This window comes from Pseudomonas sp. Marseille-Q0931 (genome assembly GCF_940789645.1).
In the GTDB taxonomy this organism is placed as follows: Bacteria; Pseudomonadota; Gammaproteobacteria; order Pseudomonadales; family Pseudomonadaceae; genus Aquipseudomonas.
Genome location: NZ_CALNWT010000002.1, coordinates 535,062 through 556,465, shown reverse-complemented (window position 1 = coordinate 556,465; position 21,404 = coordinate 535,062). Strand labels below are relative to the sequence as shown.

General features: G+C 64.9%; 21 protein-coding genes. 10 read left to right on the top strand and 11 right to left on the bottom strand.

Annotation, left to right across the window (positions count from 1 at the left end; genetic code table 11):
• Positions 1-130: 130 nt before the first annotated feature.
• Together P3C50_RS08770 and rep are read right to left on the bottom strand one after the other, a co-directional pair.
• Positions 131-613 (bottom strand): UPF0158 family protein, encoded by a 483-nt coding sequence (locus P3C50_RS08770; protein ID WP_275545693.1) that lies wholly within the window; start codon positions 611-613, stop codon positions 131-133.
• A gap of 349 nt (positions 614-962) precedes the next feature.
• Positions 963-2,972, bottom strand: a complete 2,010-nt coding sequence (rep, locus tag P3C50_RS08765) for a DNA helicase Rep (protein ID WP_275545692.1) — start codon at positions 2,970-2,972, stop codon at positions 963-965.
• Between the two features lie 270 nt (positions 2,973-3,242).
• On the opposite strand from rep, the gene P3C50_RS08760 reads away from it, so the two are divergent.
• The gene (locus P3C50_RS08760; protein ID WP_275545691.1) at positions 3,243-4,910 is read left to right on the top strand and encodes a putative bifunctional diguanylate cyclase/phosphodiesterase; all 1,668 of its coding nucleotides are present in this window, start codon (positions 3,243-3,245) and stop codon (positions 4,908-4,910) included.
• Positions 4,911-4,934: 24 nt separating this feature from the next.
• Here P3C50_RS08760 and P3C50_RS08755 read toward each other — a convergent pair whose 3' ends face one another.
• Positions 4,935-6,320 carry a NorM family multidrug efflux MATE transporter gene (locus tag P3C50_RS08755; RefSeq protein WP_275545690.1) on the bottom strand — a complete coding sequence of 462 codons (1,386 nt, stop codon included), beginning with the start codon at positions 6,318-6,320 and terminating at the stop codon, positions 4,935-4,937.
• Positions 6,321-6,459: 139 nt separating this feature from the next.
• Here P3C50_RS08755 and P3C50_RS08750 point away from each other — a divergent pair, with 139 nt between their 5' ends.
• Entirely contained in the window at positions 6,460-7,377 is a 918-nt protein-coding gene (locus tag P3C50_RS08750) for a LysR substrate-binding domain-containing protein (RefSeq protein WP_275545689.1), read from the top strand.
• Between the two features lie 165 nt (positions 7,378-7,542).
• Entirely contained in the window at positions 7,543-9,516 is a 1,974-nt protein-coding gene (locus tag P3C50_RS08745) for a methyl-accepting chemotaxis protein (RefSeq protein WP_275545688.1), read from the top strand.
• Between the two features lies 1 nt (position 9,517).
• Here the strand turns inward: P3C50_RS08745 and P3C50_RS08740 are convergent, their stop codons facing one another.
• On the bottom strand, positions 9,518-11,011 hold the full coding sequence (locus P3C50_RS08740) for a YifB family Mg chelatase-like AAA ATPase (protein WP_275545687.1): 1,494 nt from the start codon (positions 11,009-11,011) through the stop codon (positions 9,518-9,520).
• A gap of 93 nt (positions 11,012-11,104) precedes the next feature.
• Positions 11,105-11,362 (bottom strand): accessory factor UbiK family protein, encoded by a 258-nt coding sequence (locus tag P3C50_RS08735; RefSeq protein ID WP_017361208.1) that lies wholly within the window; start codon positions 11,360-11,362, stop codon positions 11,105-11,107.
• Between the two features lie 409 nt (positions 11,363-11,771).
• Between P3C50_RS08735 and glnK the strand changes: the two genes are divergently transcribed.
• The 4 genes from glnK to sutA all read left to right on the top strand — a co-directional run bounded on the left by glnK (position 11,772) and on the right by sutA (position 14,624).
• Entirely contained in the window at positions 11,772-12,110 is a 339-nt protein-coding gene (glnK, locus tag P3C50_RS08730) for a P-II family nitrogen regulator (RefSeq protein WP_003096476.1), read from the top strand.
• Positions 12,111-12,445: 335 nt separating this feature from the next.
• Positions 12,446-13,699 carry an ammonium transporter gene (locus P3C50_RS08725; protein WP_275545686.1) on the top strand — a complete coding sequence of 418 codons (1,254 nt, stop codon included), beginning with the start codon at positions 12,446-12,448 and terminating at the stop codon, positions 13,697-13,699.
• A gap of 98 nt (positions 13,700-13,797) precedes the next feature.
• The gene (locus P3C50_RS08720; protein WP_197858991.1) at positions 13,798-14,223 is read left to right on the top strand and encodes a secondary thiamine-phosphate synthase enzyme YjbQ; all 426 of its coding nucleotides are present in this window, start codon (positions 13,798-13,800) and stop codon (positions 14,221-14,223) included.
• 77 nt (positions 14,224-14,300) lie between these two features.
• Positions 14,301-14,624 carry a transcriptional regulator SutA gene (gene sutA, locus P3C50_RS08715; RefSeq protein WP_197858992.1) on the top strand — a complete coding sequence of 108 codons (324 nt, stop codon included), beginning with the start codon at positions 14,301-14,303 and terminating at the stop codon, positions 14,622-14,624.
• Between the two features lie 301 nt (positions 14,625-14,925).
• Here the strand turns inward: sutA and P3C50_RS08710 are convergent, their stop codons facing one another.
• From P3C50_RS08710 to P3C50_RS08685, 6 genes are all read right to left on the bottom strand, one after another.
• Positions 14,926-15,627 carry an HAD family hydrolase gene (locus tag P3C50_RS08710; protein ID WP_275545685.1) on the bottom strand — a complete coding sequence of 234 codons (702 nt, stop codon included), beginning with the start codon at positions 15,625-15,627 and terminating at the stop codon, positions 14,926-14,928.
• Positions 15,624-16,526 (bottom strand): tyrosine recombinase XerC, encoded by a 903-nt coding sequence (gene xerC, locus P3C50_RS08705; protein WP_275545684.1) that lies wholly within the window; start codon positions 16,524-16,526, stop codon positions 15,624-15,626. Before xerC ends, P3C50_RS08710 begins: the two co-directional genes overlap by 4 nt.
• 72 nt (positions 16,527-16,598) lie before the next feature.
• A complete protein-coding gene (locus tag P3C50_RS08700) occupies positions 16,599-17,297 on the bottom strand; it encodes a DUF484 family protein (RefSeq protein WP_275545683.1) in 699 nt (232 codons plus the stop codon).
• A complete protein-coding gene (gene dapF, locus P3C50_RS08695) occupies positions 17,294-18,124 on the bottom strand; it encodes a diaminopimelate epimerase (protein ID WP_275545682.1) in 831 nt (276 codons plus the stop codon). The genes P3C50_RS08700 and dapF overlap by 4 nt, the downstream gene beginning before the upstream one ends.
• 10 nt (positions 18,125-18,134) lie before the next feature.
• A complete protein-coding gene (gene lysA / locus P3C50_RS08690) occupies positions 18,135-19,382 on the bottom strand; it encodes a diaminopimelate decarboxylase (protein ID WP_275545681.1) in 1,248 nt (415 codons plus the stop codon).
• Between the two features lie 13 nt (positions 19,383-19,395).
• Entirely contained in the window at positions 19,396-19,521 is a 126-nt protein-coding gene (locus tag P3C50_RS08685) for an LPS translocon maturation chaperone LptM (RefSeq protein WP_003242379.1), read from the bottom strand.
• A 180-nt stretch (positions 19,522-19,701) separates the two neighbouring features.
• On the opposite strand from P3C50_RS08685, the gene P3C50_RS08680 reads away from it, so the two are divergent.
• From P3C50_RS08680 to P3C50_RS08670, 3 genes are read left to right on the top strand one after another with little or no spacing between them, the layout of a single operon-like run.
• Positions 19,702-20,748: an AraC family transcriptional regulator gene (locus P3C50_RS08680; protein WP_275545680.1), complete on the top strand. Its 1,047-nt coding sequence runs from the start codon at positions 19,702-19,704 to the stop codon at positions 20,746-20,748.
• Between the two features lie 60 nt (positions 20,749-20,808).
• On the top strand, positions 20,809-21,141 hold the full coding sequence (cyaY, locus tag P3C50_RS08675; RefSeq protein ID WP_003458550.1) for an iron donor protein CyaY: 333 nt from the start codon (positions 20,809-20,811) through the stop codon (positions 21,139-21,141).
• Positions 21,131-21,328, top strand: coding sequence for a DUF1289 domain-containing protein (locus P3C50_RS08670; protein ID WP_275545679.1), 198 nt, complete (start codon positions 21,131-21,133; stop codon positions 21,326-21,328). Before cyaY ends, P3C50_RS08670 begins: the two co-directional genes overlap by 11 nt.
• Positions 21,329-21,404 lie beyond the last annotated feature (76 nt).

Sequence of the window (21,404 nt, the reverse complement as noted above, 5' to 3'; positions counted from 1 at the left end):
TGTAGTGAAACCGGAGCCTGCCCGACAGTCGTAGCCAGTTGACCGCTCAGACAGGTTGTTGGCGCCGTAGCCCGGATGCAATCCGGGGGCGCTCAGCATGATTCCAGTGACAGGTATTGGGCGTGCCCGCTCATGCGCTCTTGTTCAGCCGCCGCAGAATGTCCCTGGGGATGCCGCAGGTATCCAGTGGCAGCTTCTCCGGCGCGGGCTCCAGGCCCAGCTCGTAGAGCCAGTTGAGGGCGTACTCGCGTAGCTGCTTGAGTTCGTAGGCCTGCCACTGCTGGCGAATCGGCGCGAAGGCTTCGATCTCGTAATCGAACGCGCGCAACGGTTTGCGCCCGGTCAGCGCGGCACTGAGCAGCGGGTGCGCATGCAGGTCGTCGAGGGTGAACAGGAACGACTCGCGCATGGCGATGCGCTGCGGTATGTCAAGGTTGGGCACCTGGCTGTAGCGGTCGGGATCGAGTTCGATCTGCTGGCGCTGTTCGCTGTGCTGATCCTCTGGCGACAGGCTCAGGACGCTGCCGCTTTCCAGGTCCAGCCAGTGTTCCTGCTGTTCGCGGCCATTGATCAGCTGTATCAGGGCATCGAGGTCGAGGGTGAAGGTACGCATGGTTGCAGCCCCTGTTTCTGAACGTGGTGTTCTTCTGACTGGCAAATATGAAGAGGGTGCCGGTGCCGAGTGCAAAGGGATAAGGTAACCGCCAAAACCAACTCCAGTGGGAGCGGACTTGTCCGCGAAGCTATTTCGGAGGAGCTGGTTGTTGAGTGTGGTCATTTTTCTATGGGGCAGGGTGGAAACCTTTTTCGCGGACAAGTCCGCTCCCACACAAGTCCGCTCCCACCCAAGCTCGCTCCACCCCAGCTCCCTCTCACACAAGTCCTTACCCACACAAATCTTCTGCTGTACCAGCCCAGCCCCGCCCCCTGCTTGGGAAGTGGGGTGTCTACAGCGAGCTGAGTCAGCGCTTGAGCATGGCGCGCATATTGGCCAGGGCGTCGTTGCCGCGTGCGGTCTTGACCTCCACGGGCGCCTCCTCCTGACCTTCCCAGACCAGGTCCTCCGGCGGCAGCTCGTCGAGGAAGCGACTCGGCGAGCATTCGATGATCTCGCCGTACTGCTTGCGCTTGGCGGCGAAGGTCAGCGCCAGGTTGCGCTTGGCGCGGGTGATGCCGACGTAGGCCAGGCGCCGCTCCTCCTCGATGGTGTCGGCCTCGATGCTGGAACGGTGCGGGAGGATCTCCTCCTCGAAGCCGATGATATACACCGAGGGGAATTCCAGGCCCTTGGAGGCGTGCATGGTCATCATCTGCACGCCCTCGGCGCCTTCTTCCTCTTCCTGCTGGCGCTCGAGCATGTCGCGCAGCACCAGCTTGCCGATGGCGTCCTCGATGGTCATGTCGCCGTCTTCGTCGCGCTCCAGGGTGCTTTTCAGCGCCTCGACGAGGAACCACACGTTGCCCATGCGCGCCTCGGCCACCTTATCGCTGGAGGCGTTCTGGCGCAGCCAGTTCTCGTAGTCGATGTCCATGACCATGCTGCGAATGGCGGCGATCGGGTCGTTCTGCGCGCACTCCTGGCGTACGCGATCCATCCATTTGGTGAAGCGCTGCAGGCGTTCGGTGAAGCGCGCGTCGAGGTGTTCGCCGAGGCCGATTTCGCCGGCAGCGGCGTACATGCTGATCTTGCGCTCGCTGGCGTAGTTGCCGAGCTTTTCCAGGGTGGTGGAGCCGATCTCGCGGCGCGGTACGTTGATCACCCGCAGGAAGGCGTTGTCATCGTCCGGGTTGACCAGCAGGCGGAAGTAGCTCATCAGGTCCTTCACTTCCTGACGGGCGAAGAAGCTGGTGCCGCCGGAGAGGCGATAGGGAATCTGGTGGTGCTGCAATTTCAGCTCCATCAGCTTGGCCTGGTAGTTGCCCCGATAGAGAATGGCGAAGTCGCTGTACGGGCGCTGGGTGCGCAGGTGTTCGGTGAGGATCTCCAGCGCCACGCGTTCGCACTCGGCGTCTTCGTTGCGGGTGCGGATCACACGAATCTCGTCGCCATGGCCCATCTCCGACCACAGCTGCTTTTCGAACACGTGCGGGTTGTTGGCGATCAGCACGTTGGCGCATTTGAGGATGCGGCTGGTGGAGCGGTAGTTCTGCTCCAGCATCACCACCTTCAGCGAGGGATAGTCCTCCTTCAGCAGCATCAGGTTTTCCGGGCGCGCGCCGCGCCAGGCGTAGATCGACTGGTCGTCGTCGCCGACCACGGTGAACTGGTTGCGCATGCCCACCAGCATTTTCACCAGCAGATACTGGCTGGCGTTGGTGTCCTGGTATTCGTCGACCAGCAGGTAGCGGATGCGGTTCTGCCACTTCTCCAGAATGTCCTGATGCTCCTGGAACAGCTTCACCGGCAGCAGGATCAGGTCGTTGAAGTCCACTGCGTTGTACGCCTTGAGCGTGCGTTGGTAGTGCAGGTAGACGATGGCTGCGGTCTGCTCCTTCGGCCCACGGGCATTGGCCAGCGCCTCGTCCGGCAGAATCAGGTCGTTCTTCCAGCTGTCGATCAGGTTCTTGATCTCGTCGGCACCGTCGTCGCCGGCGTACTCCTTCTGCATGATGTCGGTGAGCAGCGCTTTGATGTCGCCGTCATCGAAGATCGAGAAGCCGGGCTTGTAGCCCAGGCGCGCGTACTCCTTGCGGATGATGTTCATGCCCAGGTTGTGGAAGGTGGACACGGTCAGGCCGCGCGCTTCGCTGCCCTTGAGCAGCGTGCCGACGCGCTCCTTCATCTCGCGCGCGGCCTTGTTGGTGAAGGTCATGGCGACGATGTGCTGGGCGCGGATACCGCAGTTCTGCACCAGATGGGCGATCTTGCGCGTGATCACGCTGGTCTTGCCGGAGCCTGCGCCGGCGAGCACCAGAAGTGGGCCGCCGACATAGTTCACGGCCTCTTGTTGCCGGGGGTTCAGTCGGGACATGGGTTCGATCACAGAAAAATGGCCGCGCATTTTAACAGGCCTGGCAGCTTCTGCCGCGACCGTCCGGAACTGTGGCCTGGCGCACGTAATTGAAGCGTGGCGCGCTGGGTTATTCGAACGGATGCAGTACTCTGGTTCCACTTGCCGGTTTTTTGGCTATACCTCAGGATGTGCGTTCACTTTCACCCGGATGTGATTGATTAGACGTCGGTTAAGACGCGGGCAGGCGACACGATTCGCCATTATTCTTGATCATTTGGGGGAGGTCGCTTGTCCACGCTCGTCGAACCCATGCGCCTGGTTCTGCTGGCGGATTCGCCTGGCTGGGCCGAATCATTGCGCGAGCACCTGGCTGCCCTTGGCAGCTCCTCTGCGTTGATCACCGCACCGTCCTGGGAAGCGGCCAGCAACCTGTTCGATGATCACTCCAGTGGCCTGCTGCTGGCCACGCCTGAGCGCATCCCCGAGGCCGGTCAATGTCCGCTGCCGATGGTATTGCTGCTCGAAGACGAGCCCAGCGAGGAGCCGGCCGGTGTCAGCGACTGGTTGGTGCGTAGCAGTCTCAACCTCGATGTGTTGCGCCGCTGCCTGCGCTACGCGCGTGAGCAGGGCAATCTCAAGCACACCCTGCAACGTCTCGCCGAGCAGGACCCGCTGACCGGCATCGCCAACCGCCAGGGTTTCCAGACCCTGCTCGCTGCGCGCCTGGCCGAATGCGGTGGCCGCGGCCTGGTGCTGGGGCACCTCGACCTGGACAACTTCCGCCATGCCAACGATGCGCTGGGCTACCAGGGCGGTGATCGCCTGATCCTGCAGGTGGTGGCGCGCCTCAAGGGGCTGCTGCAGCCCTGCGACCAACTGGCCCGCCTGGGCAGCGACGAATTTGCCCTGCTGCTGGACGTACGCCGCGACCCGCAGCGCGTCGAGCGCCTGGCCGAGCGCGTCACCGAAGTGCTGGGCGAGCCCTACTGGGTCGACGGCGAGAGCCTGCTGATCGGTTGCAGCCTGGGGCTGGCCCATGCCCGCGCCGGGGAGGGCGCCGATCCGCTGCTGTGGCACGCACATATCGCCATGCAGCAGGCCAAGAGTCAGCAGGGCTGCGTGTTTCACGTCTATGACGAGCGCCTCAACCGCGGTGCGCGCAGCCAGGCCGATCTGGAGAGCGAGCTACGCCGCGCGCTGCGTCGGGACGAGCTGGAATTGCATTACCAGCCGCGGCTGTGCCTGGAAAGCGGGCGCATCGTCGGCCTGGAGGCGCTGGTGCGCTGGCAGCACGGCGAGCGCGGGCTGCTCTCGCCCAGTGAGTTCGTGCCGCTGGCCGAGGAAACCGGGCTGATCGTGCCGCTCGGTTACTGGGTCATCTCCCGCGCCTTGCGCGACATGCAGTGGCTGCGCGGGCGTGGCCTGCCGGCGCTGCATATGGCGATCAACCTGTCGTTCCGCCAGTTCCAGGACAGCCAGCTGCTGCCGACGCTCAGCCGCCTGATCGAAGAGCGTGGCATCGATGCGCAGTGGCTGGAATTCGAGCTGACCGAAACCGCAGTGATGCGCCGCAGCGATCAGGTGCAGCAGACCATGCTGGCGCTGGGACGGCTTGGCGTGCGTTTTTCGCTGGACGACTTCGGCACCGGTTTCTCGTCCTTCGTCCACCTCAACAGCCTGCCGATCACCCTGCTGAAAATCGACAAGAGTTTCGTTGGCGGCATGGGCGAACGGCCCGAGAACCGCCAACTGGTGCGGGCGATGATCAACCTGGCGCACAACCTCAACCTGGAAGTGGTGGCCGAGGGGGTTGAGAATATCGAGCAGCTCGACATGCTGCGCCAGTTCGGCTGCGATCAGGCGCAGGGTTATCTGATCAGCAAGGCCGTGCCGCTCACCGAGCTGGCGCGTTTTCTGGTGTTCGGCATGCGCCAGCCGCTGCTCGGCGGATCGTAACCCGTAGCCCGGATTGTATCCGGGCTACGACAGGCAGACCTCGCCCTCTACCCTGTTCGGCCGCTGCAGACGTGCCGTCTTCCATTGGAAACCCAGCACTAGACCGCTGGCCGTCGCCGCCAGGCCCGCGGCCAGCCCCCACCAGACGCCATGCGCGCCCCAACCCAGCGGGAAGGCCAGTAGCCAGGCCAGCGGCGCGCCGATGCACCAGTAGCCGGTCAGGCCGATCACCAGGGTGGTGCGGCCGTCGTTGAGCCCGCGGATCGCACCCATGGCGATGCTTTGCAGGCCGTCGAACAGCTCGAACCAGGCGGCGATCGCTAGCAGGCTCACGGCCAGGGTGACGATATCGGCGAACGCCGGGTCATGCTGATCGAGGAACAGGCCGATGATCCATTCCGGCAGCAGCCAGAACAGCAGGGCGAACAACAGCATCAGTGCTGCGCCCAGGCCCATGCCAAGGTGCCCGGCCAGGCGCGACAGGTGCAGGCGGTCGGCGCCGTAGTGCAAGCCGACGCGAAAGGTCACCGCGTAGGACAGGCCCTGCGGCACGATGAATGCCAGGGCAACCGTCTGCATGGCGATCTGATGGGCTGCCAGTTGCACGCTGCCCAGCGCACCCATGCACAGCGTGGCGAAGGTGAACAGCCCCTGCTCGGCGGCGTAGGTGCCGCCAATCGGCAGGCCTAAACGCAGCAGGGCGCGCATCTCGTCCCGCTGTGGGCGACCCAGGCCGCCTCGAAGCTTGTAAGCCTGGTAGGTCGGCGAGATCAGGATGTACAGCGCCAGAGCCAGGGCCATGGCGCTGCTGACCAGCGCGGTGGTCATGCCAATGCCGCTCAGGCCGAGGCTGGGCAGGCCGAACCAGCCCTTGATCAGCGCATAATTGATGACGAAGTTGGCGACCGTGCCGATGATGCTGATGGTCATCACCGGGCCGGGATGGCCGATGGCGCTGGTGAAGCCGCGCAGGGCCATGAAGCACAGGTAGCCAGGCAAGGCCAGCGACAGCGGGCGCAGAAATGCCATGGCCTGGCTGGCCGCTGTCGGGTCCTGGCCCAGGTGCGGCAGCAGCGGGCCCAGGCCGTTGAGGCACAGCGCGCTGACAACGCCCAGCAGCATCGCCAGCCACAGGCCATTGCGCAGCAGGCGGGTGACGCCGCTCGGGTCACCGGCACCATGGCGAATGGCGACCAGGCTGCCTACCGCGGCGATCACGCCGGTGCAGAAGATCGAGAAGATGAAATAGCAGGTGGCACCCAGCGCGCCGCCGGCCAACTGCTGCGGGCCGAGCATGGCCATCATCAGCGTGTCGGTGAAAATCATCAGCGCATGGGCCAGCTGTGCGGAGACCAGCGGGCCGGCCAGGCGCAGCAGCGCACCCAGCTCGTGACCAGGGGAGTTCTTCATGATGAGTAAAACTTCGGCAGGGTAAGCATCCCCGGGCTGTCGGGGGACGAGCAATGGCAGCTATTCTCTGGTTTGCAGCGACCATTCACAAAAGGAAAATAGCCATGCCAGGTATGACAAAAACTCATGGAATTGGACTGTGACCCGTCGCTTGCCGCCGCTGTACGCCCTGCGGGCCTTCGAGGCCGCTGCGCGCCATTCGTCCTTCACCCGCGCCGCCGAGGAACTGGCCATCACCCAAAGTGCGGTGAGCCGGCATATCCGCACGCTGGAGGATTACTTTGCCTGCCGCCTGTTCGAGCGCCGCGGCCGCAGCCTGCAACTGACCGATCCGGGCCGGGCCTTGCTGCCGGGGCTGAGCGATGGCTTCGATGCACTGGAGCGGGCCAGCGCCGCCCTGCGCGCCGACGATCAGGTGCTGCGCCTGAAGGCACCGTCGACCCTGACCATGCGCTGGCTGCTGGCGCGCCTGTCGCACTTTCGCCTGAGCAATGCGGACAGCGAAGTGCAACTGACCAGCGCCTGGATGGATGTGGACAAGGTCGACTTCCGCCACGAGCCCTTCGACTGCGCGGTGCTGCTTTCCGATGGCCAGTTTCCGGAAGATTGGGAAAGCGTGCTGCTGTTCGAGGAATGGCTGATCCCGGTCTGCGCAGCAGCCGATATCGCAGCCGGCCCCTGGTCTCTGGCACGTTTGCGGGCCGCCGAGCAACTGCACCCGACGCCGGACCGCCGCGACTGGCGGCGCTGGTTGCAGGCCACCGGCCTGGGGGAGCAGGTGCCACTGAAGACCGGCCAGCTGTTCGACATGCTCGAACTGGGCATCGTCGCCGCCGCCCGCGGATACGGCGTGTCCATCGGCGATCTGCTGATGGTGGCCGAGGACGTCAACGCCGGCCGGCTCGGTCTGCCCTGGCGCACCGCCGTCAGCAGCGGTGAGGGCTACTATCTGGTGTGGCCGCGCGGGCATCGTGCCGCCAGTCGTATCAACCGATTGTCGGATTACCTGCAGGATGAAGTCGCGCGGATGTGCCTGCCTGAGGTGTCAAGAGCTTGATTTTTTTCGGGTTTCACCGAGCGGTCGGTCACAGGTTGCAACCAGTGCCATCATTTTGAAATTGACCTAGAGATTTTGTCGGGTATCCTGCCGCGCCTCCTACTAAAGTCGTAGGACAACCCCCACAATTTCGCCGCCAGTTTAAGGGTGGCTCGAGGCTCTCCCATGCAATCGCCCCGGTCACGTATTGCCTTGCAACTGGCCACCGCGCTGGCCGTCGTGCTGGTCCTGCTTATCAGCGCCAGCACGCTGTTCGCCCTGCGTTCGCTGAACAACGCCAACCTTGTTACCCGCGAAGAACACCTGGCCAGCGAGGCGCGCTTGCTGGCCGACCAGCTGGACACCTTCCACAGCAGCCTGCGCGACAGTACCCAGCGCCTGGCGGGTCTGTTCGAGCGCCGTTTCTCCAGCGGCCTGAATGTCAGCAGCCAGCGCGTTGCGGTGGCGGGCGTGCAGGCGCCGGTGCTGTCCCTGGGTTCGGCGGCGTTGAACAACGACTTCACCCAGGTGGACGAGTTTCATGACCTGACTGCAGGCGTGGCGACCGTCTTCGTACGTGACGGCGACGATTTCATCCGTATCAGCACCTCTGTAACCAAGCCGGACGGCAGCCGCGCCATCGGTACCGTGCTGGACCGCAACGGCCCGGCCTACCCGAAGGTGGTCAGCGGCGACAGTTATGTGGGGCGCGCGTTTCTCTTCGGCCGTTTCTACATGACTCAGTACACCCCGGTGCGCGATGCCAGTGGCCGGGTTTTCGCGGTGCTGTTCGTCGGCTTCGACTACACCGACGCGCAGAACGCTCAGTTCGACAACCTCAAGCGCTTCCGCATCGGTGAAACCGGCTCCCTGGCTCTGCTCGACGATCAGGGATCCTGGCTGGTGCCGCCGGCCGGTGCTCGTCAGCCGGAGCAGGTCGCCGGCAAGCTGGCCAATGTGCTCGACGAGCCGGGCCGCGGCACCTTCTGGAGCGACGGTGTCGAGGAGTTCTTCAGCGTGGCCATGCCGTTCAGCGGCGGCCCCTGGCAGGTAGTGGCGAGCATGCCGCGCACGGAAATCCAGGCGGTGACCTGGCGCGTCGGCAGCCAACTGGCGGTCGGCAGCGCCATCACCCTGCTGTTGGCGGTGATCGCCGTGGTCTGGCTGCTGCGGCGCAAACTGCGCCCGCTGGGTGATCTGGTGCAGCAGGCGCAGGCGCTCGGCGCCGGCCATCTCGGCGCGCGCATGGCGCAGTCCAGCAACGATGAGATAGGCGAGCTGGCGGGCAGCTTCAACCGCATGGGCGAAGCGCTGGCGAGCATGGTGGCGGGCATTCGCAGCGCTGCCCAGGATGTCAGCGCCCGTTCGCAGGCCATGTCGACGCTGTCGCGTGATGCCTATCAGGGTATCGATCAGCAGTCCGGCGAGATCACCAGCATGGCCGGCGCGGTGGAGGAATTCAGCGCCACCTCACAGAACATCGCCGACAACATGCGCAGCACCGAGCGCCTGGCCAGCGACAACGCCCAGCAGACCCGCATCGGGCGCACTTCGATGGATCAGGCCTCCGAAGCGCTGGTGCAGATCGCCGAAGCCCTGGAGCAGACCTCGAGCGCAATCAACGGCCTCGGCCAGCGCTCCCAGGAAATCGGCGGCATCGTCAGCGTGATCACCTCGATTGCCGATCAGACCAACCTGCTGGCGCTCAACGCCGCCATCGAAGCCGCGCGTGCCGGTGAGCAGGGCCGCGGTTTCGCTGTGGTCGCCGACGAGGTACGTAACCTCGCCGGGCGTACTCGCGAGGCGACCAACGAGATTTCGACGATGATCGGCAGCATCCAGAGCGAGACCAGCAGCGCCATCGCCACCATGGAGCAGGGGCGCCAGCTGATGCAGGACGGCCTGGAGCGCAACGCCAAGGTGGCGGCTGCACTGGCGCAGATCAGCGAGCAGAGCGAGGCGGCGGGCGAGCAGTTCGCTGCGATCACCACCGCCACCAGCGAGCAGAGCAGCACTGCGACCGTGCTCAGCGCCAACCTGCAGAGCATCGCCCAGGCCAATGGCGAGCAGCGCGAAGTGGTGGCCAACCTGGCCGACACCGCCCTCGAGCTGGATCGCCTTGCCGCTCAGTTGCGCCAGGAAGTCGAGCGCTTTCGCTGATTCAGCCCGCGGCGGGGCGATACTGCAGCGCCTCGGCCAGATGCTCGCGGCTGATCGCCTGCTGCTCCGCCAGGTCGGCCAGTGTCCGCGCGACCTTGAGCACGCGGTGCGCGGCTCGTAGGGAAAGGCCCAGGCGTTCGCAGGCGTTTTCCAGCCACTGGCGATCGATATCGCTCAGGGCGCAGTGCTGGCGCAGGCCGGGCAGGTCGAGAAAGGCGTTGGCCACACCCTGGCGGCGCAACTGCCGCTCACGTGCCCGCGCCACCTTGGCTGCCGCCTGCGCAGTGCTCTCGCCATCCTGCGGCGGGGCATTCAAGGCTGTCGTTTCGCGGGCAACCGTCAGGTGCAGGTCTATACGGTCCAGCAGCGGCCCGGACAGCTTGGCGCGGTAGCGCTGGATCTGCTCTGGCGTACAGCGGCAGCGGTTGCTCGGGTCGCCGAGGTAACCGCACGGGCAGGGATTCATTGCCGCGACCAGCTGGAAACGCGCCGGGAAGCGCACCTTGTCACGCGCCCGGGCAATGACGATATGGCCACTTTCCAGCGGCTCGCGCAGCACCTCCAGTACCTTCCTGTCGAATTCCGGCAGCTCGTCCAAGAACAGCACGCCCTGGTGCGCCAGGGTGATTTCGCCGGGCTGTGGGCGGCTGCCGCCGCCGACCAGTGCCGGCCCGGAAGCGCTGTGGTGCGGGGTGCGAAAGGGCCTCTGCGGCCAGTGCTGCAGCGGCGTATGACTGGCCACCGAGTGGATTGCCGCGACCTGCAGCGCTTCGCGTTCGTCGAGCGGCGGCAGCAGGCCGGGAAGGCGGCTGGCCAGCAGCGTCTTGCCGGTGCCGGGCGGACCGCTGAGCAGCAGGTTATGCGAGCCCGCAGCGGCCACCAGCAGGGCGCGTTTGGCGGCCAGCTGACCCTGAACTTCGGCCAGGTCCGGGTAAGGCAGGCTCTGTCTGAGCAATCCCTGTGCAGCATAGGGTTCGAGTGGTGCGCTGCCGTTGAGGTGCGCAGCGATCTGCAGCAGATGCTCGACGGCGATCACCTTGAGCCCGGAGGCGAGGCTGGCCTCCTCGGCATTGGCCTGTGGCACCAACAGGGTGCGTCCGGCTTCACGCGCAGCCAGTGCGGCCGGCAGAACGCCCTGCACCGGACGTACAGCGCCGGATAGCGCCAGCTCACCCAGGCATTCGTATTCATCGAGCGACTGAGCCGGCACCTGACCGCTGGCGGCAAGAACGCCCAAGGCGATGGCGAGATCGAAACGGCCGCCGTCTTTCGGCAGGTCGGCCGGCGCCAGATTCAGGGTGATGCGCTTGCTAGGGAATTCGAAGGCGGCATTGAGGATGGCGCTGCGCACGCGGTCCTTGCTTTCCTTGACCGCGGTCTCGGGCAGGCCCACCAGCGTCAGCGAGGGCAGGCCGTTGGCCAGGTGCGCCTCGACGGTGACGGCCGGTGCTTCGACGCCGACCTGGGCGCGGCTGTGGACGATGGCCAGGGACATGATCTCTCCTTGATCAAGTAGGGTGCAGCGCCTGTAGGAACGGCTTCAGCCATGAAGCCTGTTCGCGGCTGAAGCCGCTCCTACAACATAACCTTAGTCTGCGGCGGTGAGCTTGGCTTCCAGTTCGGCGACCTTGGCTTCCAGCGCTTCCAGGCGGGCGCGGGTACGGGCCAATACCACCATCTGGCTGTCGAACTCTTCGCGGCTGACCAGCTCCAGCTTGCTGAAACCGCTTTGCAGCAGGGCTTTGAACTGGGCTTCCAGTTCGGCGCGCGGCAGCGGGCTGTCGCCGCTGAACAGGCGCGAGGCGTGGCTACTGAGGGTGTCGAGCAGGGCTTTCGGCGGCAGCATGATCAGGTTCCGTAAACAGACGGTCGGCAGTGTAGCACGCGACCTGAGGCGGGACGCCCCAGGCCAGGTTGCACGATTTTTGAGCATGACCCGAGGCGCTGCTGCACCAATCTTGTGCGGTTAGGGTGTGGGAATCGCCACGCGATATCGCGGGGCATGGGTAAGAGCTTGATAGGCAGTGCTTTTCCGGGAGATGGCAAGCTTTCTGCTTAGACCTCAACGACGCATGCACCGATGCAGTACCGGTGCGGCAGGCGAAGCGGGGAAGTGTTTCGTCGAGGGCGGTTGGTGGGTATCGACCAGGCCAGGCTGGAACGGTCGGTGCATTACAAAAGCCAGACACTGCGCTTAGACTTGAGCCGGGTTCGTAATTCCTGGGGCAAGTCCACCTTACACGGGAGAAAGTTTCATGAAGCTAGTCACTGCCATCATCAAGCCGTTCAAGCTCGACGACGTGCGCGAGTCGCTGTCGGAGATCGGCGTGCAGGGCATTACCGTCACCGAGGTCAAGGGCTTCGGCCGCCAGAAAGGCCATACCGAGCTGTATCGCGGTGCCGAGTACGTGGTCGACTTCCTGCCCAAGGTGAAGATCGACGTGGCCATCGCTGACGACCAGCTGGACCGCGTGATCGAGGCCATCACCAAGGCTGCCAACACCGGCAAGATCGGCGACGGCAAGATTTTCGTAGTCAACCTGGAACAGGCAATTCGTATCCGTACCGGCGAAACCGATACCGACGCGATCTAAGCAGCCTCCGAACCCCACGCCCCAGGAGTAAACCCCATGACTCTGCGAACTTTCGCAGGGCTAGGAGCCCTTTTGCCCTCGAATTCTGGCCATGCGCTGTATTCGAGGGCGAATGCCGGAGCTGGCGAGTCCTTCGCCGCTCTGCTGTGCCAGACCCTCTTCAGGTCTAGCGCTCGGCCTAGTGATGGGAATGCCTGGTCGCCTTACGGCGCAGGGGTTCCGGTGATCCAGAGCGAGCGTGGCAACGACCTGTAAAGCATGCGGAACGCGCCCAGAGCCAACCTGGACGTTTCAACCGAACAGCGCACAACGAAAGCGCCGGCAAGAGGTGAAAAATGGATAACACAGCATTGACTGCATTGCAGTACGGCTTCGATACGTTCTACTTTCTGATCTGTGGTGCCCTGGTGATGTGGATGGCAGCGGGCTTCGCCATGCTCGAATCCGGCCTGGTGCGCGCCAAGAACACCACCGAGATCCTGACCAAGAACATCGCCCTGTATGCCATCGCCAGCGTGATGTACCTGGTGATCGGCTACCACATCATGTACTCCAGCCCCGAGGGCGGCATCCTGCCGAGCCTGGGCTTCCTGATCGGCGACGAGAACAGCGTCGATGCGGTGCTCGCTGGCGGTGACGATGCGCCCTATTACTCGGCGCGCTCGGACTTCTTCTTCCAGATCGTCTTCGCTGCGACCTGCATGTCGGTGGTTTCCGGTGCGGTAGCCGAGCGCATGAAGCTGTGGGCCTTCCTCGCTTTCGCCGTGGTCATGACCGGCTTCATCTACCCGGTTCAGGGCTTCTGGAAATGGGGCTCGGGCTTCCTCAACGAAGCCGGTTTCCTCGACTTCGCCGGTTCCGGCGTGGTGCACATGGCGGGTGCTGCCGCTGCTCTGGCTGGCGTACTGCTGCTGGGCGCGCGCAAGGGTAAGTACGGCGCCAATGGCCAGGTCAACGCCATTCCGGGCGCCAACCTGCCACTGGCAACGCTCGGTACCTTCATCCTGTGGATGGGCTGGTTCGGCTTCAACGGTGGCTCGCAACTGAAGATGAGCACCATCGAGGATGCCAACGCCGTCGCCCAGGTGTTCGTCAATACCAACATGGCTGCCGCCGGTGGTCTGATCGCCGCGCTGGTTACCGCGCGTATCCTGTTCGGCAAGGCTGACCTGACCATGGCGCTCAACGGCGCGCTGGCCGGCCTGGTCGCCATCACTGCCGAACCGCTGACCCCGAGCGCCCTGCAGGCGACCCTGATCGGTGGCGTGGGCGGTGTGCTGGTGGTCTTCGCGATCCTCGGCCTGGACAAGATCAAGATCGACGACCCGGTCGGCGCCATCTCCGTGCACGGCGTGGTCGGTATCTGGGGCCTGTTGGCCGTGTGCCTGACCAATGGCGATGCCTCGCTGGGCGCCCAGCTGCTGGGTATCGTCTGCATCTTCGCCTGGGTGTTCATCGCCAGCCTGATCGTCTGGAGCATCATCAAGGCGGTGATCGGTCTACGCGTCAGCGAAGAAGAGGAATACGAGGGTGTGGATATCGCCGAGTGCGGTATGGAAGCCTACCCGGAGTTCACCGGCAAGAAGTAAGCTTCGCCGGAATGACAAGGGCGCCTTTTGGCGCCCTTTGTTTTTTCTGACAGCACGCTAGAATGCGCGCGCTGGAGCCATCGAGAGTGAGAAACGGCATGTGGCAGCAACGCATCATCAGCTTGCGTCCGCGTGAGCGAGGTTTTCATCTGGTGACCGAAGAGGTGCTGGCGAAATTGCCGGAACTGGCGCAGATGCGCGTCGGTCTGTTGCATCTGTGGCTGCAGCACACCTCGGCATCGTTGACGGTGAACGAGAACGCCGACCCCGCGGTGCGCCGCGATTTCGAGCGTTTCTTCAACCGCCTGGTGCCGCAGGGTGAAGCGGGATACGAACATGATTACGAAGGGCCGGACGATTTGCCGGCGCACTTCAAGGGCAGTTTGCTGGGCTTTCAGCTACAGCTGCCGATACAGCAGGGACGGCTGGCGCTGGGGACCTGGCAGGGTATCTATCTGGGCGAGCACCGCGATCATGGCGGCGCTCGGCAAGTGGTGGCGACCCTGCACGGCGAAACAATATGAATTTTTCCGGACGTGCGGTTGCACTTCGTACGGCTGGGCTATAACTAACCTGCTTTTCGCAAGTCATGAGGTTGAACATGAGCGACGAAGACCTGGAACAAGATGATCTGGAAGGGGCCGACGAGGACGATGGCGAGGAGCTGGCTGCCGCCGATGACGGTGACAGCAGCGATGACGAAGGCGGTGGCGAAGCCGTAACCAGCGGCAAGAAGAGCAAGGCCAAAGCCGTTGAAGTCGACGAGATGCCCAGCGTCGAAGCCAAGCAGAAAGAGCGCGATGCGCTGGCCAAGGCCATGGAAGAGTTCCTCTCCCGTGGCGGCAAGGTGCAGGAGGTGGAACCCAACGTGGTCGCCGACCCACCCAAGAAGCCCGACAGCAAATACGGCAGCCGCCCCATCTGAGGACGGCTCGCCGCAAGGAACCCGCCCCAGTGGCGGGTTTTTTGTGCCCGCCATCTCCGGCGGCGATTCGTACGTGCCGTCCGAGGTTCTTCCGGCAGCGACGAGGGGGCCGGCTGTTCAGTTAAGGTCGTGCGCTTCGCTTTGCTCCCCTCTCCCATTTATTGGGGGCACGCCTAGTGGAGAGGGGCTGGGGGAGAGGGTCGAACACCGCGCCAATCTGCCGGCTATCCGATCACTGAACAGCGAGTTGTGTCGTGAGTACCGACGCTGTACGCGGCTTGTACTCAGACCACTCTGCGAGTCAGCGTGTCCAGCTGCCCAGCAATGCCGGCAGCTCGGCCAGGCTGGCGATCTGCGCATCCGGCGTGGTTTCGCCCTTCCAGGGACGCCCTTGCGGGTTGAACCAGATCGCGCGCATGCCGGCCGCCTGCGCGCCGGCGATATCGTCGCTGGGGTGATCGCCAATATGCACGGCGCGCTCGGCGGCAATGCCACCGGCGCGGCTGAGCGCCTCGCGGAAGGGTTTCGGGTCAGGCTTGCCAACCCCAAGCTCTTCGGCGCACAGGGCGAAGCGAAAATACTCGGACAGACCGAGACGGCGTACATCGGCATTGCCATTGGTGATCACGCCGAGCATGAAGCGCTCAGCCAGTGCCTCCAGCGTCGGGTGCACCTCGGTGAACAGCGCCACCTGATGGCGGGCGCCGAGAAACACCTGGAATCCGGCCTCGGCCAGCGTTTGCGCCTCGCCGTGCGGGTAGCCGGCATCCTCCAGGGCGTGGAACAGAATGCGCCGGCGCAGCTCGCTGAGACGATGCTTGAGCATCGGTTCGGCTTCGAGCAGGCGGCTGCGCACGGCCCACAGGTGTTCCACCGGCACCGCGCCCAGGCGCGGCGCGTGCAGGGCCAGCCAGTTGCGCAGCGCCGCCTCGGCGTCCTGCATCACCGGCGTGACGTCCCACAGCGTGTCGTCGAGGTCGAAGGTGATCAGTTCAATGCTCATTCGGAACCGCCTTTGCGTTTGGCCCTGGGGTGGGCCTGGTCATAGACATGGGCCAGGTGCTGGAAATCCAGGTGGGTGTAGATCTGCGTGGTGGCGATGTCGGCGTGGCCGAGCAACTCCTGCACGGCGCGCAGGTCCTGCGAGGACTCCAGCATATGGCTGGCGAAGCTGTGGCGCAGCATGTGCGGATGCAGGTGCTGGCCAAGCTCGCGTACACCGGCCTGGCGCACGCGCAGCTGCACCGCACGCGGCCCGAGGCGGCGGCCCTGCTGGCTGATGAACACTGCCCCGTCGCCGGGGTTGGCCAGCTTGCGCAGGGGTAGCCACTGCTCCAGCGCCTGGCGCGCCAGGCTGCCGACCGGCAACTCGCGCACCTTGTTGCCTTTGCCGCGTACGCGCACCAGGCCGGCAGGCAGGTCAAGGCCATCGAGATCGAGCCCGACCAGCTCCGACAGGCGCAGCCCGGAGGAATAAAATAGCTCGAGCATGGCCTGATCGCGGCGGGCGATGAAGTCATCCTCGACCGCGCCGTCGAGCAGCTGCGCGCTGCGATCGGCGTCCAGCGTGCGCGGCAGGCGGCGTTCGCGTTTCGGCGGGCTGAGGCCGGTGGCCGGGTCGTGGCGGCACAGGCCTTCACGCAACAGATATTGATAGAGGCCGCGGGTGGCCGAGAGCAGGCGTGCCAGGCTGCGGCTGGACAGGCCCTGCTGATGCAGTCGGGCAACCAGGCGGCGCAGGTTGCGCGTATCCAGCTCGGCCCAGTCACTCAGGCCTTCGGCTTCGCAGAACGCCAGCACCTTGCCGAGATCACGGCGATAGCCGTCGAGGGTATGCACCGACACCTGGCGCTCGCGGCGCAGGTGTTCGAGGTAGGCATCGAGAGCAGCGGCAAGCTTCAAGCTTCAAGCTCCAAGTAAAAGCGTTCGGTCTGCCTGTTCTTGCGGCTTGTAGCTTGAAGCTTGTAGCTGCTTCTAACGTACCGACCGCAGCGGCGTGGCGAAGCTGGGCAGCACGCGCGCCAGGACTTCGGCGATATAGCCGAGGAACAGCGTACCGAGCGAGCTCTTGTAGTGCTGCGGATCGGCGCTGCCGATGGCGAGAACGCCGTGCAGGCCCTGATGGGTGAGGCTGACCACGGCCGCGGAACCGACTTGCGCCGCGTCGTCCTTGCCGAACAGGAACTCCAGCTCATGCGGGCGCAGCACGCCGCAGATGGTCTTGCCGCCGCTGAGCAGGCCGCCGACCTGTTGATGCGCTTCGGCCGAGCTGACCGAGCGACCGACCGGCAGCTTGTTGTCGCTGAACAGGATCAGGCCGACGAAGGGCACCTGGAACTCGTGGCGCAGGCTGTCTTCGACCACGCCGACCACTTCCTCGAGGCTGCCGGCATCGAGCAGGTCGAGCACCAGGCGGCGGGTCTTGTCGAATAGGCGGTCGTTGTCGCGAGCCACGTCCATCAACTGGCCGAGGCGGTGGCGCATCTCGATGTTGCGCTCGCGCAGCAGCTTGACCTGGCGCTCGACCAGCGACACGGCGTTGCCGGGCTGGTGCGGAATGCGCAGTTCGGGGATCAGTTCTTCATGGTCGATGAAGAACTCCGGGTGCAGGCGCAGATAGGCTGCGACCGTTTCCGAATCGAGCGGTTTGGGCGAATCCTGCTGGTCGGTCATAGGCGAACCTGTCCTTCGTATACGCGGGCAGCGGGCCCGGTCATCATAACCGGCTGACCTTCGCCTGCCCATTCGATGGACAGTTTGCCGCCCGGCAGCTCCAGTTGCACGGGCGAATCCATCCAGCCCTGGCGAATCGCCGCGACTGCTGCGGCGCAGGCGCCGGTGCCGCAGGCCTGGGTTTCCCCAGCGCCGCGCTCCCACACGCGCAGGCGCGCATGCTTGCGGTCGAGCACCTGAAGGAAGCCGACATTGACCCGCTGCGGGAAGCGCGGGTGATGTTCCAGCTTCGGCCCGAGCGTATGCACCGGGGCGTTGTCGACGCTGTCGACGCGCAGCACGGCGTGCGGGTTGCCCATCGACAGCGCGGCCAGTTCGACGCTCTGGCCGTCGACGTCGACGCGATAGCTCAGCGCGGCCTGTTCGGCCTGGAACGGCACCTGTTCCGGCTGCAGACGCGGGGCCCCCATGTCGACGCAGACCTGGCCGTCGTTCTGCACGCGCAGCTCGATGATGCCGCTCTTGGTCTCGACGCGAATGATCTTCTTGGTGGTCAGGCGCTTGTCCAGCACGAAGCGGGCGAAGCAGCGCGCACCGTTGCCGCATTGCTCCACTTCCGAACCGTCGGAATTGAAAATGCGGTAGCGGAAGTCGATATCCGGGTGGTTCGGTGGCTCGACGATCAAAAGCTGATCGAAACCGACGCCGGTGTGGCGATCGCCCCACTGCTTGGCGTGCTTGGGCTGCACGTGGGCATGCTGACTGATCAGGTCGAGGACCATGAAGTCATTACCCAGCCCGTGCATCTTGGTAAAGCGCAATAGCATGGCGTCGCCCTCAGGCCGGCAGCAGGCTTTCGCCGGCATAGAGCTCTTGGACGGTTTCGCGACGACGCACCTCGAAGGCCTGCTCGCCGTCCACCAGCACCTCGGCGGCGCGGCCGCGGGTGTTGTAGTTGGAGCTCATGACGAAACCGTAGGCACCGGCCGAGCGCACGGCCAGCAGGTCGCCTTCTTCCAGCACCAGCTGACGATCCTTGGCCAGGAAATCACCGGTTTCGCAGATCGGCCCGACCAGGTCGTAGTTGCGTGCTTCGCCTTCACGGGGCTGCACCGGCGACACCTCCATCCAGGCCTGGTACAGGGCCGGGCGGATCAGGTCGTTCATCGCCGCATCGATGATGGCGAAGTCCTTGTGTTCGGTGTGCTTGAGGTATTCCACCTGGGTCAGCAGCACGCCGCCATTGGCAACGATGAAGCGACCCGGCTCGAACACCAGCGACAGGTCGCGACCTGCCAGGCGCTTGCGCACGGCGGCGATGTAGTCGCCGGCCAACGGAGGTTGCTCGTCGCGGTATTGCACGCCGAGGCCGCCGCCCAGATCCAGATGCTTGATGACGATGCCGCGCGCGGCCAGCTTGTCGACCAGCAGCAACAGGCGATCGAGCGCATCGAGGAAGGGCTCGAGGGTGGTCAGCTGCGAGCCGATATGGCAGTCGACGCCGATCACTTCCAGGTTCGGCAGCTCGGCAGCGCGGGCGTAGACCGCCTCGGCCTGCTCGATGTCGATGCCGAACTTGTTTTCCTTGAGCCCGGTGGAAATGTACGGGTGAGTGCCGGCGTCCACGTCCGGGTTGACCCGCAGCGACACGGGCGCCTTGACGCCCAGTTCGGCGGCGACCTTCTGCAGGCGCTCCAGCTCGACGCTGGACTCGACGTTGAAGCAGTGCACGCCGACTTCCAGCGCGCGGCGCATGTCATCGCGGCTCTTGCCGACGCCGGAGAAGACGATACGGCTCGGCTCGCCACCGGCGGCCAGCACGCGCTCCAGCTCACCGCTGGAAACGATATCGAAGCCGGCACCGAGACGCGCCAGCACGTTGAGCACGCCGAGGTTGGAGTTGGCCTTGACCGCGAAGCAGACCAGGTGCGGCATGCCCGCCAGGGCGTCGGCATAGGCGCGGTACTGCCCTTCGATATGGGCGCGCGAATAGACGTAGGTGGGCGTGCCGAAGCGCTGGGCCAGCGCAGACAAGGCAACGCCTTCCGCGAACAGCTCGCCGTCGCGGTAGTTGAAGGCTTCCATGGGGCAGCTCCTGTCAGAGTTCGAAACGGTCTCGGCTGTTGCCAGCGTTTTCGTCGCCCGGCAGGTACAGCGGGCCTTTCTGACCGCAGCCGGCCAGCAGGCATACGGCGGCGAGGAGCGCGAGGGTCAGTCGCTTCATGGGACGGTCCTTGAAAATAAGCATGATTGCGCCGGAGTATACCGACCCCCCGCCACCTTGCCTATGCGCCCGGCGCCCGCCTGGCGGGGCGCCGGCTCGATTTGCGTCTGCATCTGGCGCGTGCGCCGAAGGCATTCGCGCCGGCTTGGGTTAGCATGCGCTGAGCAACGAGGAGCCAAGATGGACAATCCCGCGATTCTGGCCGGCTCGGTCTCGGTCGCCTACCTGCAAGGCCTGATCGAACACCTGCAGCGACAAGGGGTGGCCACCGAGGCGCTGCTCGCCCATATCCAGCTCAGCCCTGAAGCCTTGAGCCAGCGCGATCAACGCATTGCTGCCAGTGCCTATCTGACCTTGCTGGGTGAGGGTGTGCGCTTGACCGGCGATCAATATCTGGGCCTGCATCTGGGCGAGTCGGTGCGCCCGGGCTATTACGGCGTGCTCGGCTCCCTGATCATGAGCTGCGCCACCCTGGCCGACGCCCTGCATCGCCAGGCGCGCTACGCTTCGCTGGTCGGCAGTCTGGGGCGGGTCATACTCGATGACGAGCCCGTACGGCCCGGCTGCGAGCCGCTGGTCGCCCATCGCTGGGAGCCGTTGCTGGCGCAGCAGCAGCGTCAACTGAGTGAGGAAACCCTGGCCGGCTGGGTGAGCTTCGGGCGCTGGATCAGCGGCCTGGATATCTCCCCAACCGAGGTGCGCTTCCAGCATCCGGCGCCAGCCGATACCACGGAGCACGCGCGCATCTTCCGCTGCCCGGTGCTGTTCGATCAGCTCGACAATGCCCTGATCTTTCCCAGGCGTCTGCTGAGCGTGCCGCTGAACCAGGCGGATGCGCAGGTACGCGGGATGCTCGATGCCTACGCCGATCGCCTGCTCGCCGAACTCAACCAGGGCAGCAGCGTGCTCGACCGCGCGCGCCTGGAACTGGCGCGTCAGTTGCCGGAGCAGGGGCCGGATCTGGAGGCCATCGCCGCCGCCCTGGCCTTGAGCCCGCGGACCTTGCAACGGCGTCTGCGTGAGGGCGGGCTGTCGTTCAGCCAACTGGTCGACGAGACGCGCCAGCAACTGGTGCTGCATTACCTGCGCGACCCTGCGCTGGAACTGGCGGAGATCGCCTTTCTGGTGGGCTTCAGCGAGCCGGGCTCGCTGGCACGTGCATTTCGTCGCTGGACGGGAACGAGTCCGGGCGAGTACCGTCGCCACCTTTGTGCCCAGGCCGGTTAACCTGGCCTGGCATCTACCGCTAATTTCCATGCAGTCGCTGCATCTAGTGAGGACACCCCGATGAGCCTGAGCGAAGCCCGCTTTCACGACCTGGTCGATGCCACCCAGCAGGCGGTGGAGGACATCTTCGACGACAGCGGTCTGGACGTCGACCTGGAGAATAGCGCTGGTGTGCTGACGGTGCGTTTCGACAACGGCAGCCAGCTGATCTTCAGCCGCCAGGAGCCGATTCGTCAGCTGTGGCTAGCGGCCCGTTCCGGTGGCTTCCACTTCGATTACGACGAAGCCGAGGGTCGCTGGATCTGTGACACCAGCGACGAGCAACTGGGCGAGATGCTGGTGCGCATCACCCTCGAGCAGTGCGGCACCGAGCTGGAGTTCGATGAGCTCTGAGCCGAGCGAGGCGCCGCTGGCCTCGCCGTGCCGGCGCCAGTGCTGCCTGGACGAGCGCGACCAGTGTATGGGCTGCGGTCGCACCCTGCAGGAGATTCTTGACTGGGGCGCGGCCGATAATGCGCGGCGCCGCTCGATCTGCCAGGCCGCGCAGCAGCGTTTGCAACAACGCCAGCAAGGCCATTGACCCGCCAGTCTTGTTTATTTGTCCGGCTGTGTTAGGGTCGGTAAGACATTCAGTCGAACCCTGCCTTCGGGCGGGG